Origin of the sequence: Roseomonas sp. CAU 1739, from assembly GCF_039839775.1 — a bacterium.
In the GTDB taxonomy this organism is placed as follows: Bacteria; Pseudomonadota; Alphaproteobacteria; order Acetobacterales; family Acetobacteraceae; genus Neoroseomonas.
Genome location: NZ_JBDOQQ010000010.1, coordinates 37,019 through 51,515, shown reverse-complemented (window position 1 = coordinate 51,515; position 14,497 = coordinate 37,019). Strand labels below are relative to the sequence as shown.

Sequence of the window (14,497 nt, the reverse complement as noted above, 5' to 3'; positions counted from 1 at the left end):
TTGGGACGGCCGGCACAGGCCGTCCACACGCAAAGGGTGCCATTTGTGCCCTGTCGGGCTATTGTGCAGCGCACAAACCTGACCGGAGCCGCCTGTGTCCAACACGAGATCGCCCCAGCCGCGGGCGGCGCGCAAGTCCGCGACGAACGAGCCACTGCTGATCGACCTGGCACTGCAGGGCGGCGGCAGCCACGGCGCCTTCACCTGGGGCGTGCTTGATCGCCTGCTCGAGGAAGACGGGCTGAAGGTCGAGGCCATCTCCGGCACCTCCGCCGGCGCAATGAACGCGGCCGTGATGGCCTATGGCCACATGCAGGGCGGCGCCGACGGCGCGCGCGCGGCGCTCGAGACCTTCTGGAAGCGGGTCTCCAAATCCGCCGCCTACAGCCCGCTGAAGCGCGGGCCGATGGATGTGCTGCTGGGCCGCTGGTCGCTCGACAGCTCGCCGGCCTATCTGGCGATGGACATCGCCACGCGGATGTTCTCCCCCTACGACCTCGATTTCGGCCTGCCGAACCCGCTGGCCGCCGTGCTGGCCGAGACGGTGGATTTCGACGCGCTGGCCGCAGCGCCCATCAAGCTGTTCATCACCGCGACCAATGTCCACACCGGCCGCCCGCGGGTGTTCCGCAATGCCGATGTGACGCCGGACGCGCTGATGGCCTCGGCCTGCCTGCCATCGATGTTCCAGGCGGTCGAGATCGACGGCCAGGCCTATTGGGATGGCGGGTATTCCGGCAACCCGACCATGACGCCGCTGATCAATGAATGCGTGTCGGACGACACCATCATCGTCGGCATCAACCCGGTGGAACGGCCGGGCATCCCGAAGTCGGCGCGCGACATCCTCAACCGGCTGAACGAGGTCGCCTTCAACGCCGTCCTGCTCAAGGAACTGCAGATGATGGCGCTGCTGCGGGAGGTTTCCGATCCCGGCAACGAGAAGACCGCCCATTGGGCGAGGATGCGCGTGCACCTGGTGCGCAGCGCGCTGCTGGTCGAACTCGGCGCGTCGTCGAAGCTGAACGCGGAATGGGACTTCCTGACCATGCTGCGCGACGAGGGCCGCCGCGCCGCGGACGCCTTCATGGCCGAGCACGGCCCGTCCCTCGGCCAGCGTTCCACGCTGCCGATCGAATACCTGCTGAAGACGGACTGATCCCATGGGACTGATCGGAATCCTCGCGGGGCTCTCGCTCCTCGTCTGGCTTGCCTATCGCGGCTGGTCGGTGCTGCTGCTGGCCCCCGCGGCGGCGCTGATCGCGGCGGCCTTCGCCGGCGAACCGCTGTTGGCGCATTGGACCGAGACCTTCATGAACAGCGCGGCACGCTTCGTCGCGCAGTTTTTCCCGCTGTTCCTGCTCGGCGCGCTGTTCGGCAAGCTGATGGAGGATTCCGGCGCGGTCGGCACCATCGCGCGGTGGATGACGCTGAAGCTCGGCCCCAAGCGCGCGATCCTGTCGGTGGCGCTGGCCGGTGCCGCCGTGACCTATGGCGGCGTATCGCTGTTCGTCGCGATCTTCGTGCTCGCCCCGATGGCCACCGCGCTGTTCCGCGAAGCCGGCATTCCGCGCCGCCTGATGCCGGGGGCCATCGCGGTCGGCGCCTTCACCTTCACCATGTCCGCCATGCCGGGCACGCCGGCCATCCCCAACGCCATCCCGATGCCCTTCTTCGGCACGACGCCCTTCGCCGCGCCGGGGCTGGGCATCATCGCGTCGGCCATCATGCTCGGCTTCGGGCTGTGGTGGATGCAGCGCGCGGAAGCCCGTGCGCGGGCCGCGGGCGAAGGGTTCGGTGACGACGCGGCGGCACCTGTCGATGCCGCCGCCGACGATCCGCTGATCCGCGAACGCGCCTCGGTGGCGCGCGAATTCGACCCGGCGGAAATGCACCGCAGCCAGGCGACGCAGAAGGAATTGCCGATCCTGCTCGCCGCCCTGCCGCTGATCGTCGTGGTGGCGGTGAACCTGCTGATGTCCATGGTCGTGCTGCCGAACATGGACGCCGCCTTCCTGGCCGAACCGCGCTGGGGCGGCACCAGCCTGTCCGCCGTGGCGGGCGTGTGGTCGGTGGCGGTCGCGTTGTTCGTCGCCATTCTGGTGCTGCTGGCGATCAGCGGCTGGCGCCTGCCGTCGCTGCGCGCGACGATGGATGCGGGGGCGAATGCGTCGGTGCTGCCGATCTTCTCGGTGGCGTCGCTGGTGGGTTTCGGCGCCGTGGTCGCCGCGATGCCGGCCTTCGAAGTCGTGCGCGACTGGGTGCTGGGCATCGGCGGCGGGCCGCTGGTCTCTCTTGCCTCGGCGGTGACCATCCTGGCGGCGCTGACGGGCTCGGCCTCGGGCGGGCTGACCATCGCGCTCGATGCGCTGGGGCCGACCTACATGGCGCTGGCGGCGCAGATCAACCTGGATCCGGGGCTGATGCACCGCGTCGCGGTGATCAGCGCCGGCACGCTCGACGCGCTGCCGCACAACGGCGCGGTGGTGACCCTGTTCGCGGTGTGCGGGTCAACGCACAAGGACAGCTACCTCGACATCGTCATGACGACGATCGTCAGCGCGCTGCTGGCGTTGGTGGCGGTGATTGTTCTGGGCAGCCTGGTGGGCTCGTTCTGAGCATCCCGACCCACCGGTTGCGGGGCAGTGCCGGTGGGGCTGCCCCACAAGCGCTGGCTTGAGGCGGAAGGTTGGAGGGGCCTTGCCCCTCCAAACCACCCCACCAAAGGCAGGTGGGCCTTTGGAAACCGATACCTGTCGCCCGGCACGGCGGATGGCATCAGCGACCCGACTTCGTTCTCGTGCCCAAGCAACTTTCGCTCTGTAGACCAGCCATCACCCACAGCACCAAGGCGAGGTTTCCGAAGGCCTTAAGCCTTTGGTGGGGGCGTGAGGCGCTGCCTCACGCGGAGCGGGCGAAGCCCCTTCCGATTCCACTGCGCAGGACATCATCCTGGCGCTGATGGGGCTACCCCCCCTGGCCGTGCTTCTACTTCCCGGCCACCACAACCATCGCCGGCTTCAGCAGGCGGCCGTTCAGCGTCCAGGCCGGCGTCCAGCACGCCACGACCAAACCGGGAGCCACCCCTTCCGGGGCCGGTTGTTCGGCCATCGCCTGGTGCATCTCGGGGTCGAAGGGCTTGCCCGTCGGGTCATCCCGCTTCACCCCGTTGCGCTCCAGGATGCCGATGAAGGAGCGTTCCACCCCTTCGATCCCGTCGCGGATCTTGGTCAGCACCTCAGGCTCGCCGGGGGCCTTGCCAGGCATGGCATCCAGGCCGCGGCGCAGGTTTTCCGCCGCTTCCACCGCATCGCGGGCGAATTTCTGAGTGGCATAGGCCCGGGCTTCCTGCACCTCGCGCTGGGTGCGGGTGCGCAGGTTCTGCATCTCCGCCTCGGCGCGGAGCCACCTGTCCTTGAAGCCGGCGACCTCGGCCTCAAGGGCGGCGATGCGCTCCTCCGGCGTCAGCTCCGGCGCGGCGTCCGCTTCGGCTGCGGCGGCGGCAGCCTCAGTTTCGGCTGCCTTGATATCCTTGTCATCACTCATGGGGAATTACGTCTCATGTCGCGGGCGCGGCGAAGGGCCGCGGGAGGCCCCTCACCTAGGCTGCCGGAGGACCCGGGGCAAGGCGCCCGGGTCCGCCCATCGCGATGCGGCGCACCTCAGCCGAGGGTAGAGCCGCTTCAAGTACCATTCAGCGAGGATCGTCAGTCATCCGGACGATCCGATCCGGATAAGATCCGCCCTCGGCGTCTACCAGCGGCGATCGTCGCGCCGTCCGTCATGCCGGTCCTCGTGCCGCCGCGGTTCAAACCGGGTCGGGCGCGGACCGTTCCAGTCACGGTCGCCGCGCGGCGGCGGACCACCCCAGCCGCGCGAGGGCGGCGGGCCGGCCCAGCGGGTGGGCGGCGCCTGCCAACCCCAGCGGGGCGGCGGCGGCTGCCAGCCCCAGCGCTGCGGCGGCGGGGCCGGGCGCTGGTACCAGACCTGCGCCGGCGCCGGCCCACCCCAGCCGGGCTGGTAGTAGGGCTGTTCGTAGGCGCAGGCGGCGGTGGTCAGGGTGGCAAGGATCACGGTGGCAGCGGGAAGCAGGCGGATCATGGCGCATCTCCCTTTCATGGGAGGAAGCTGACCATTTCACCCGGGCAACGGCGCGGCGCCATGATGGCGACGGCGCGGCGGCGCGTGACGGATTGTGGCGAAACGCGACCCGCCCGCTTCAGCCTTCCTCGGCCGAAAGCTTCGCCACGGCGGCACGGTAGGTGGCGTCGAACACTGCATCCAGGGCTGGATTCACGCCGCGCAAACCGGCCGCGACACGGCCGGCCCAGCCGACATATTCGACGCGCCGCGCATGGATCCAGTTGGCCGGCGGACTGTCCGCGATCGCCAGCAGGTTCGAGATCTTGTCCGCGAGCTTGAGTTGCTTCGCCCCATCCGACTTCTTCGGCGCCTGGCTGACCTGCAGCGCCTTGCGGGTTTCCTTGGGCAGGTCCTTGTCGTCGGTCGCCTCGGCGACCAGGCCGGCGACCTCCGCCCCGAAGGCGGCGACCAGGTCGGCATGGGTGACCTCGGTGTCCTCGACCGTGTCATGCAGCAGCCCGGCCAGGATCACCGGCAGCGGCGCGCCATGGGTGGCGAGGATCGAAGCGACCTCGATGACATGGTTGACGTAGGGTTCGGCGGCCGAGCCCTTGCGCGCCTGGCCGGCATGGGCGCGTGCGGCGAACAATGTGGCGCGCAGGATCTCGGCGCCGGGGTCCGTGCTGGGTTTCATCGTTCCTCCAATGAGGGTGTCATAGCCTACCGCGCAAGGCGGAGGGCAACGGGATGTCGGATCGGATGGGCTGGCGCCGTCGCGGGCTGCTGCTCGCCGCGCCTTTGCTGGCCGCGCAGGCGCCGGCACCCGATGCGGCAAGGATCGTCGCCCAGTTGCGCGACGCACGGGCCATGCTCTGCGGCAATTGCAACAACGACCTGGAACGCGAAGGCGTCAACCGTCCCGCCCGACGGTCGATGATCGGGTCCGACAAGCTGATCACGGCGCGGGAGATGCTGGACGACGCCCCCGCCCTGCCCGGCGCGGCCACGGCGCAGCGCCACATCGCCCGCGCATTGGCCGATCTGGAATCCTGGGACGAAGCTGCCGCGATGCGGGCGATCGACGCGGCGATCACGGCCCTGCGGCGGCGACGCTGACGGGCAGCCTCAGCGCCGCCCCCCGGCCCGGAAGCAGGGATTCTGCCGCGCGAAGGCCTGCAGCGAGGGGGGGAGCGGTGCCACGCGATCGCCCGCCGCCAGTCGGGCGCGCCCATCGCTCGACCAGCGTGCCGGCGCGATGTCGGGGTTGGCGAAGGACCCGCTGACCCGCACCGGAATGTCGAGGGCGAAATCCGACGTCGTCTCGCTCTGGCTGCCGATCACCAGATCCATGCGCTTGCGGTTCAGGTCGAAGGTGGCGAGCCCGCTGATCGTGCCGGTCGCCGCGCGGATGCGCAGCGGCGCGGCCTCGCCACGCCCCCCGCGCACCGAGACGACGGCGAGCAGGCAGGTCATCGGCGTCTGGCCACGCGCGGTGCGGAACAGCGCGCGGATGTCGGTGGAGGCCATCTCGATCACCTCACGCGCGATGGACCCGCCGCGCATGGCGACCACCGCGCCGATCTCGGCCCGGCGCGTCGCCTCGTTCAGCGTCGCGCCTTCGGCGGTGATGGCGGTGCGGGCCTGCACCGGGCCCAGCAACGGAAGGGTGCGGATGCCGAAGGCGCGGCGCAGCGTGTCGATATTCGCATCGTTCAGCGAGGCCTCGGCCGTGATGCGGCCGCCGCGCGGCGCCGGCACCAATTCGCCCGAAGCCTCGATGCGGCCGCCATAGGCGGTCAGCGCCAGGGCCTCGACAGCGATGCGACCCGGCTTCGCTTCCGCGACGAAGCGGACATCGGTGGCGTCGAGCTGGGCGTAGCGGAAGCGTTGCGCGGTGGCCTCGGCGCGCAGTTCCGGGTCGGGGGCATCCGCTATGCTGAGCGGAATGTCGGCATCGCCGGCATCGCCGCCGGGCGTGGCAGATGGCGGACCAAAGATGCGATTGAGATCGAGCCGGGTGAAGTCGATGCGCGTCGCCACGCGGTCGGGCCGGCCATTCGCACCTTCCGTCAATTCTAGCAGCGGCGCGGCCAGGGCTTCCCCGGCCAGTGCGCCGGTGGCCTCCGTCAGGCGCCACAGATCGCCCTGATGGATGAAGGGACCGGCCAGGCTGACCGGCACGGCCGGGCCCGGCCCCGCGCCGGCCATGGTCAGGATCGCGCCGGGCGAGCGCGCCTCGATCGCCAGCCGCCCGTCCAGCCGATCGAAGTTGAGCGGGTCGCGGGAGGTGCCCTCGAAGGTCAGCACCGTCTCTGGTGCGGTGACTCGCAGCGGATAGGGGAAGGGTGTGGTGCCGTCGCGCAGCTGGTCTGGCGTGCCGAGCGTGCCCGACAGGGTGACCGGGACGGACTGGTATGCGCCCTCCATCCGCAGGGACAGCGGCTGGTCTGCGGCCGGCGCGGCGAGGGTGACGGTCGAGAGTTCGGAGCGCAGCGCCGCGCCGCTGCTGGTGCGGAATACCACCTGGCTGCGCGTCAGCCGCAGGTCGAGCAGCAGCGGCAGGCCGGAGCGGTCGGGTGGTTCCGGTGCGAAGGGCGTGGATGGACCGGCGGGGTCGCCATGCAGGCGCCAGTTGCGACGCCGGTCGGCAGTGCGTTCGAGCAGAAGGTCGAAGCCTTCCGCCTCGACCTGGCGCAGCACGACCAGGCCGCGCAGGAGGGGCATGATGTCGAGCACGGCGCGCAGGGATTGCAGCGTCGCCATGTGCGGCGCGGAGCCGCCCTCGATATTGGCGAGGCGCAGGCCGCGGACCTCGATGGTGGTGGTCAGGCCCGGGGTGACCTGTACGCTTTCGACGGTCACGCCGCGGCCGAGGGCGCCGGTCAGCCGCACGGCGGCGCGGGCGGCCAGGTCCATGCGCGGCAGGACGACGAACACCGCCGCGAGCGCCGCGCCCACCGCGAGCAGCGGCAGGGCGACAACGACGCCGAGGATGATCTTGCTGCGGCGGGTCATCGGCGTCGCCCTGCGGTTTGGGTTGAGGATAGGCGGCAGCAGTGGCGGCGGGGAAGCGCAGTGGATGCCGTCAGGGTTGCCACGACCGGTGATGATTTGGCGGAAAGCCCATCGCATCGGGCCGGCTGAGGGCCGTCCCGCTGCGTCCGGATCGGTCGAGGCGGGCGAAGCGCCAGCGCACGGTGCTTGTCCGGCGGCACACGGCTGCGGTCAGCCGCGCTCGCCGCGCCAAACGATGTTCCGGCCCGGGGCGTCGCATCCGCCCGCAAGCGCGCAGCGCGACCGCGCCCAAACCGTCATCGGTCGCCGATGCGGCAACGCGTGGCGTCCAGGCACGGGCTGCGGCTGCAGCCCGCCTGCCATCCGAGGGCCACACAAAGGCTCCTTCGGCGCTCGCCGCTGGGCGACCGACGAAGGGACCCGGTGGACGCCTTCAGGTATTCATCGCGTCGAAGAAGTCCTGGTTCGTCTTGCTGTACTTCAGCTTGTCCGTCAGGAATTCCATCGCGTCCTGCGTGCCCATCGGGTTCAGGATGCGGCGCAGCACCCACATCTTGGACAGCGTGCCGCGATCCACCAGCAACTCCTCCTTGCGGGTGCCCGACTTGGTGATGTCGATCGCCGGGAAGACGCGCTTGTCGGACAACTTGCGGTCCAGGATGATTTCGCTGTTACCGGTACCCTTGAATTCCTCGAAGATCACCTCGTCCATGCGGCTGCCGGTGTCGATCAGCGCGGTGGCGATGATGGTCAGCGACCCGCCTTCCTCGATGTTGCGCGCCGCGCCGAAGAAGCGCTTCGGGCGCTGCAGGGCGTTCGCATCCACACCGCCGGTCAGCACCTTGCCCGAGGACGGCACGACGGAGTTGTAGGCGCGGCCCAGGCGCGTGATCGAATCCAGCAGGATCACCACGTCGCGCTTGTGCTCGACCAGGCGCTTGGCCTTCTCCAGCACCATCTCCGTCACCTGGACGTGGCGCGTCGCCGGCTCGTCGAAGGTGGAGGCGACGACCTCGCCCTTCACCGTACGGGCCATGTCGGTGACTTCCTCGGGCCGCTCGTCGATCAGCAGCACCATCAGGAAGACCTCGGGGTTGTTGGCCGAGATCGACTTGGCGATGTTCTGCAGCATCACGGTCTTGCCGGTGCGCGGCGGGGCGACGATCAGCGCGCGCTGGCCCATGCCGATCGGCGCGATCAGGTCGATGACGCGATGCGTGTTGTCCTTGGTGGGGGACTTCGCGACGGATTCGACCTCGGGGTTCTCCATCTTCAGCCGGCGGTTCGGATACAGCGGCGTCAGATTGTCGAAGTTGATGCGGTGCTTGAGCGCCTCGGGCGGCTCGAAGTTGATGTTGTTGACCTTCAACATCGCGAAATACCGCTCGCCATCCTTGGGCGCGCGGATCTGGCCTTCCACCGTGTCTCCGGTGCGCAGGCCGAAGCGGCGCACCTGGGCGGGGGAGATGTAGATGTCGTCGGGGCCCGGCAGGAAGTTCGCCTGCGGGCTGCGCAGATAGCCGAAGCCATCGGGCAGGATCTCGAGCGTGCCTTCCCCGTAGATCGCCTGCTCATTCTCGGCGAGCGTCTTGAGGATGCCGAACATCATGTCCTGCTTGCGGAGCGAGGACGCGTTCTCGACGCCCACCTCCTCGGCGAAGGCGAGAAGGTCGGCGGGGCTTTTGGCCTTGAGTTCGGAAAGGTGCATGGGTGCTGGACGCGGTCCGTAGCAGGGGATTGGCCGGGACGTTCCCTAGGGCTGCATGGACGCGGATGTTCCGCGCGGTGCGGCCTGTTCGCCACGGATCGCGCCAAGGGATGGTGCGAAGGGCGAAGTCCCGAAAGGAAGGAAGGAAATTGGCGGCGCCTGGCGCGGAGCGCCCCGCACCGCGGGCGGGAAGCGCGCGAACCCTATGAAGCCCGGGGCCGCCCGTCAACCGCTGATGTGCGGGCCACCCGCATCATTTCAAGGGCGAGCCTGGCCGGTGGGCCCTGCCGGCGGCCAGAAGCCCGCCTCGGGCCGGGCGCGCACGACGGCAAGGCCGGCCGCCGCATGGCGGCGCCGGCCACCTAGAACGGCTTCGCGATCACCATCACCACGATCAGGATCAATGCCAGCGTCGGCACCTCGTTCAGCATCCGCCAGGTCCGTTCGCTGCGGGTATTGGCGTCGCGTTCGAAGGCCTTCCGCGCCAGGCCCAGGTCGTGATGGAACCAGGTCATGGCCAGCAAGCCCAGCATCTTGCCGTGCCACCACCCCGCCTTCCAATCGACCACGCCAGGCGTCAGCACCAGCAGCACGCCGAAGGTCCAGACCCAGATCATCGCCGGGTTCATGATGGCGCGCAGCAGGCGGCGTTCCATGACCTTGAACAGTTCCGACTGCACCGAGCCCACCGGCACTTGGCAGTGATAGACGAATAGCCGCGGCAGGTAGAACAGCCCCGCCATCCAGGCGAAGGCCCCGATCAGATGCGCCGACTTGATCCAGACATACCAGGGCGCCAGCGCATCGATCGTCACGCAGCCACGCCCTCGATCAGCGCGACGGTGCCGTCCGCCGCCGCCAGCCGCAGCGCCAGCAGCGGCGCGTAGTCCGCGCTGTCGTAGAAGCCGCGCAGCGCCGCCATGTCGGGGAATTCCAGGATCACGACGCGGTCGAGCCCCGGTTCGCCTTCCTTCACCTCCAGCGCCCCGCCGCGCACCAGATACCGGCCGCCGAATCGCGCAATCACGGCGGGCACGGCCTGGCGATAGGCCTCGAATTGCTGCGCGTCGCGGATCGTCAGGTTCGCGAGGAGATAGGCGGCCATGGCGTTTCCTCCGGTTGCGGCGGCGAAAGTCTTGGCGCCGCGCCACCTGCCGGGCAAGCGGAAGTCGCGGCCGGCAGGTGGGCGAGGCAGGCCCGCTATTGCCGCCCCAGCCCAAGGTCGCGCAGCAGCACGCGGTTCGCCTCGCTCTCCGCGGCGAATCGTTCGCGGAACTGCGCACCCGGCAGGAAGCGTGGCACGGATGCCAGGCGCTGCGCCGTGGTGCGGAAGCCCTCGCTGGCCACTGCGGTCTCGCAGGCACGCTCGATCGCGGCCGCCGCCGCGTCGGGAATGCCGGCCGGCGCGATCAGCCCGCCATGGGACGTCCCCTCCACGGGGAAGCCGAGTTCGGTCGTCGTCGGCACCTGCGGCAGATGCGGCAGGCGCTGCGCGCCGACCACCGCGATCGGCGTCAAGCCGGTCGACGCGGCGATGGACGATGCCTCCACGAAGGCCTGGATCTGCCCGCCCAATGCCGCCTGGCTCATCGGCCCGGCACCGGTGAAGGACACCATCAGCCCATCCACCCCCGCCTGGCGCAGCACCGCGGCCATCAGGATGTGCTGGGTGCTGGCGGCGCCCGGCGCGCCATAGACCAGCGCCTCCTTGCCGGTCCGCCCATGCGCGATCATGCCGCGGAAATCCTGGAAGGGTGCATTGCGGCCCAGGATGACGACCTGCGGATTGTCATAGACCAGGCAAAGGAAGCGGAAGCTGTCGAGCGAATAGGTCAGCGGGATCGCGTGCGGCTGCGCGGTGATCGGATTGTTCGGCGAGATGGCGATGGTGTAGCCATCGGGCCGCGCCCGGGCGAGTTCCGCCGAGCCGATCGTGCCCGCCGCGCCGCCGCGATTGACCACCACCACGGTCTGCCCCAGCGCGCGCGACAATTCCGGCTGGATGGCGCGCGCCATCAGGTCGGTATTGCCGCCGGGCGGATAGGCGGCGATCAGGGTGATGGTGCGGGACGGAAAGGCCTCCTGCGCCATGGCCGCGATGGGCGCGGCAACGGCGAGCAGCAGGGCAATCAAACGCTTCATTCTTGGTACCTCCCGGTCGGACCTCGGCAGACTGGCCTCAATCGCGGCGGGAGGGAACCGGCAGCGTCCTATGTCTCAGCGGCATTCCGCTTCCGGGTCGCGGCGGCCTTGCGGGCCGAGGCGCGTCGTTCGGCGGCAGGGCGCGACGCGGCTGCCGCACCGCCCAGCCGGCCGCCCTTGCGGCTGGAGACCGTGGTATCCGGCACGCCGCGGCCGCTGCCGGATCTGTTCCCGCCGCCCGATTCCTTGTTCACCGTGGCCCAGGCGCGGGCTTCCGCTTCATCGCGGTTGACGCCGCGCTTGACGTAGCCTGCTTCGATATGCGCGGCCTTGCGCTTCTGCTTGTCGGTGTAGGCGGACTTGTCCCCACGCAGCATGGCGACCTCCTCGGCATATGCCGGAGGAAACGCCGCGCCGCCTTCGCGGTTTCGCCGCTCGAGCGTCATGGCCGCAGGTGCGAATGCACCGAAGGTCTGACTCACGCGTCCAAACAACAGGTTGGAGCGCCATGGGTAAACGAAGGTGAACCCATCACGCTCTACGCCGCCGGAAGCCGGCCGCGCGCCCTGAGGAACGCACCGACCGAGGCCAGCGCCCGCCGGCCATCCTCCAGCCGTGCCGCCCACAGCATCCAGGCATGGATCATCTGCGGCCAGACTTCGAGCCGCACCGGCACATCCGCGGCGCCCAGCCGCCCGGCGATGCGCACCGCGTCATCCAGCAGCGTCTCCGCCGAGCCCACCTGCACCAGCACCGGCGGCAGGCCCGCGAGATCCGCATGCAGCGGCGACACCAGCGGATGATCCGCCGCCGCATCGCCGCAATAGGCGGCCGCCAGTTCCTCGAGGTAGCTACGATGGATCAGCGGATCGACCGCATCCTTGCTGTCCATCGACGCCCCCGTCATCGCCATGTCCACCCAGGGCGAGGCCAGCCAGGCGCAGCTCGGCAGCGGCCGCCCTGCACCGCGCAGCGATACCATCAGCGCCAGCGTCAGGCCGCCGCCCGCGCTGTCCCCGCCCACCGCGATGTCGGCAGGCGCGATGCCCTGGGCGACCAGTGCCTCGAACGCCGCGCGCGCATCGTCGAGTGCGGCCGGAAAGGGATGTTCCGGCGCCAGCCGGTATTGCAGCGCCAGCGCCCGCATCCCCCCAGCCTGGCCGGCGCGCGACGCCATGGTCCGATGGCTGACGATCGACCCCGAGCAATAGCCGCCGCCATGCAGGAACAGCAGCACGCGCCGTGCATCGACGCCGGGGGCCTCTGACCATTCGGCGGCAATGCCGGCGATGGTCGTCGGGATGAACGCGATTTCGGCCGGCGGCGCATCGGCTGCCGCCACTTCCTCGATCCGCGAGCGCCGCTCCGCCCATCCGATCGGGCGAGGGCGCCCTCCCAGCAGGGCACGGACAGCGTCGATTTCCGCCATGGCGATCGTGGTCCTGTCGCAACGGCCGGACCTTACGGGTGATCGGCCATGCGCGCCAAGCCGGCGCGCATGGCCGCTCCGGTCACAGCGCGTGCATCGGCGCCGCGACGGCCTTGTCCATCTCCAGCTTCGCCAGCGTGTTCCAGCCGCGCTCATATTGCGGCGGGATGGCGAGCACCGGCGCGCGGCCGAGTTCCACCGCCGCGCGCAGCGGCCAGTAGGGCTCACGCAGCAGTACGCGGGCCAGCAGGACCAGGTCGGCCTTGCCCTCGGCCAGGATGGCCTGCGCCTGGGCCGGTTCGGTGATCAGCCCGACCGCGGCGACGGGGATGTCCGCGCCCTGCTTCACCGCTTCCGCCCCCGGCACCTGGTAGCCCGGCCCGAGCACGATCTTCTGCCCGGCATCGAGCCCGCCCGAGGAGACATCGATCAGGTCGACCCCGAGCGCCTTCACCCGCCGCGCCAACTCGATGCTCTCCTCCGTCGTCCAGCCGCCTTCCACCCAATCGGTGTGGGAGATGCGCAGCGCCAGCACGATGTCGTTCGGGATCACCGCGCGGACGGCCGCGGCCATCTCCCGCACGAAGCGGGTGCGGCCCTCGAAATCCCCGCCCCAGGAATCGTTGCGGCGGTTGGAGATCGGGCTGCAGAACTGGTGGCCGAGATAGCCATGCGCGCCATGGATCTCGATAAAGCGGTAGCCCGCTTTCACCGACCGCTTCGCAGCCTCGGCGAAGGCGGTGATGGTGGTGGTGATGTCGGCCTCGGTCATCGCCTGCGGCACGGCGAAGCCCTCGAAGGCTTCGGCCGATGGCGCCATGGTCGTCCAGGACGGCACCGCCGGCCCATGCACCCAGGGTGCCGCGCGCGACGCCTTGCGCCCGGCATGGGCGATCTGGATGCCGGCGACCGATCCTGTCGCATTGACCGCGGCGACGATGCGAGCATGTGCGGCCATCTGCGCATCGTTCCAGATCCCGACATCGGCCGGAGTGATGCGCCCCTCGGGCACCACGGCCGAGGCCTCGGTGATGACCAGGCCGGCGCCGCCCACCGAGCGGCTGACCAGGTGCTGCATGTGCCAGTCGGTCGGCACGCCATCGTCGCGGCACGAATACATGCACATCGGCGACACGCCGATACGGTTCTTCAGCGTGACGCCACGCAGGGTGAAGGGCGAGAAAAGATCGCTCACGGGGCAGGACCCTCATTGTGGGATGGTGAGGACCATGGGGGCAGGCGCCCCAGCCGGTTCTCGAAGATGGCAAACCATGTAGGCTCGCCCGGCGCGCGCGGAAGGAGCAGCCCGCCCGCATCCGTGGCGAACCGCGACAACGTCACCGCATCGCGGACATTGCCGCCCACCGCCTCGACCCGGCCTGGCGCGACCCGCACCACGATATCGCAATGCATCGGCCGGAACCGGCCGCGTTCCGCGACCCGGTCCCGCCAGCCCGCCAAGGGGGACGCGGAACGGTCGGCGCAGACCAGGTCGCCCACGCGCGGCGCCCGGCCAGCCACATCATGCGGCACGAAGGGGGCGGTCGCCGGGAAGCGCTGCGCATCGGCAATCAGCCCGTCCAGGTAGAAGGCGTGGGCGGCGGAGGAGGGAAATTCCCGCCCATCCACCCCGGCACCACGCAGCACGAAGGAGATGAAGGCCGCAGACCAGGCCGGTTCCCGCCACAACCCCGGATCCCCGTCGCGATAGAGGACCCGGTTGCGCGCGATCGGTCCCGCGCCATCCGGCACGGCCCGCCAATAGGCCAGCACGCGCGGGAAGTTCGCCGGATCGGATTCCTGGCCGCGCGGCGGGGCGGCGGCATCCTGGCGACCCCAATCCTCCCATTCCGCCTGGGCAATGCGCAGCATGCGGTCCCGTGCGGCGGGCGGGTAGGCCAGCGGTGGTTCGGGCGGCGGCGGCGGGGCGGCGCAGGCGGCCAGCAAGGCCAGCAGGGCCATGGCAGCAAGGGTCGTTCGTCCCGGTCGGGCAGCCGATGGAGCAGGCCTGCCCCAAAAGCGCGAAGGTTGGAGGGGCGCTGCCCCTCCAAGCCACCCCGCCAGGAGCCAACGGGCTCCTGGACCGCGGGATTTTGGCGCTTTGCACGGGGGACAGCGTC

At 70.0% G+C, this 14,497-nt stretch carries 15 protein-coding genes; 3 read left to right on the top strand and 12 right to left on the bottom strand.

Translation table 11 applies throughout. The annotated features are described in order from the left end of the window. The first annotated feature begins 94 nt into the window (after positions 1-94). The gene (locus AAFN86_RS16875; RefSeq protein WP_347544529.1) at positions 95-1,159 is read left to right on the top strand and encodes a patatin-like phospholipase family protein; all 1,065 of its coding nucleotides are present in this window, start codon (positions 95-97) and stop codon (positions 1,157-1,159) included. A gap of 4 nt (positions 1,160-1,163) precedes the next feature. Further along, positions 1,164-2,618: a GntP family permease gene (locus AAFN86_RS16870; protein WP_347544528.1), complete on the top strand. Its 1,455-nt coding sequence runs from the start codon at positions 1,164-1,166 to the stop codon at positions 2,616-2,618. Positions 2,619-2,988: 370 nt separating this feature from the next. Here AAFN86_RS16870 and AAFN86_RS16865 read toward each other — a convergent pair whose 3' ends face one another. From AAFN86_RS16865 to AAFN86_RS16855, 3 genes are all read right to left on the bottom strand, one after another. Next, entirely contained in the window at positions 2,989-3,546 is a 558-nt protein-coding gene (locus AAFN86_RS16865; protein ID WP_347544527.1) for a nucleotide exchange factor GrpE, read from the bottom strand. Between the two features lie 207 nt (positions 3,547-3,753). Beyond that, on the bottom strand, positions 3,754-4,101 hold the full coding sequence (locus tag AAFN86_RS16860) for a hypothetical protein (RefSeq protein WP_347544526.1): 348 nt from the start codon (positions 4,099-4,101) through the stop codon (positions 3,754-3,756). 118 nt (positions 4,102-4,219) lie between these two features. Further along, positions 4,220-4,777, bottom strand: coding sequence for an HD domain-containing protein (locus tag AAFN86_RS16855; RefSeq protein WP_347544525.1), 558 nt, complete (start codon positions 4,775-4,777; stop codon positions 4,220-4,222). A gap of 53 nt (positions 4,778-4,830) precedes the next feature. Here AAFN86_RS16855 and AAFN86_RS16850 point away from each other — a divergent pair, with 53 nt between their 5' ends. Next, complete coding sequence (locus tag AAFN86_RS16850; protein ID WP_347544524.1) at positions 4,831-5,199, top strand: hypothetical protein; 369 nt, start codon at positions 4,831-4,833, stop codon at positions 5,197-5,199. 9 nt (positions 5,200-5,208) lie between these two features. Here AAFN86_RS16850 and AAFN86_RS16845 read toward each other — a convergent pair whose 3' ends face one another. The 9 genes from AAFN86_RS16845 to AAFN86_RS16805 form a co-directional block, all read right to left on the bottom strand. After that, entirely contained in the window at positions 5,209-7,098 is a 1,890-nt protein-coding gene (locus tag AAFN86_RS16845) for an AsmA family protein (RefSeq protein ID WP_347544523.1), read from the bottom strand. A 433-nt stretch (positions 7,099-7,531) separates the two neighbouring features. Continuing rightward, positions 7,532-8,806: a transcription termination factor Rho gene (rho, locus tag AAFN86_RS16840; RefSeq protein WP_347544522.1), complete on the bottom strand. Its 1,275-nt coding sequence runs from the start codon at positions 8,804-8,806 to the stop codon at positions 7,532-7,534. A 362-nt stretch (positions 8,807-9,168) separates the two neighbouring features. Further along, complete coding sequence (gene hemJ, locus AAFN86_RS16835; protein ID WP_347544521.1) at positions 9,169-9,621, bottom strand: protoporphyrinogen oxidase HemJ; 453 nt, start codon at positions 9,619-9,621, stop codon at positions 9,169-9,171. Continuing rightward, a complete protein-coding gene (locus AAFN86_RS16830; protein ID WP_347544520.1) occupies positions 9,618-9,911 on the bottom strand; it encodes a DUF1330 domain-containing protein in 294 nt (97 codons plus the stop codon). Before AAFN86_RS16830 ends, hemJ begins: the two co-directional genes overlap by 4 nt. 95 nt (positions 9,912-10,006) lie before the next feature. Next, positions 10,007-10,948 carry a tripartite tricarboxylate transporter substrate binding protein gene (locus tag AAFN86_RS16825; protein WP_347544519.1) on the bottom strand — a complete coding sequence of 314 codons (942 nt, stop codon included), beginning with the start codon at positions 10,946-10,948 and terminating at the stop codon, positions 10,007-10,009. Positions 10,949-11,016: 68 nt separating this feature from the next. Beyond that, positions 11,017-11,325, bottom strand: a complete 309-nt coding sequence (locus tag AAFN86_RS16820) for a plasmid stabilization protein (RefSeq protein WP_347544697.1) — start codon at positions 11,323-11,325, stop codon at positions 11,017-11,019. A 161-nt stretch (positions 11,326-11,486) separates the two neighbouring features. Next, positions 11,487-12,377, bottom strand: coding sequence for an alpha/beta hydrolase (locus AAFN86_RS16815; RefSeq protein WP_347544518.1), 891 nt, complete (start codon positions 12,375-12,377; stop codon positions 11,487-11,489). Between the two features lie 82 nt (positions 12,378-12,459). Next, positions 12,460-13,572 (bottom strand): NADH:flavin oxidoreductase/NADH oxidase, encoded by a 1,113-nt coding sequence (locus tag AAFN86_RS16810; RefSeq protein ID WP_347544517.1) that lies wholly within the window; start codon positions 13,570-13,572, stop codon positions 12,460-12,462. Further along, positions 13,569-14,339 carry a DUF2272 domain-containing protein gene (locus tag AAFN86_RS16805; RefSeq protein WP_347544516.1) on the bottom strand — a complete coding sequence of 257 codons (771 nt, stop codon included), beginning with the start codon at positions 14,337-14,339 and terminating at the stop codon, positions 13,569-13,571. The genes AAFN86_RS16810 and AAFN86_RS16805 overlap by 4 nt, the downstream gene beginning before the upstream one ends. Positions 14,340-14,497 lie beyond the last annotated feature (158 nt).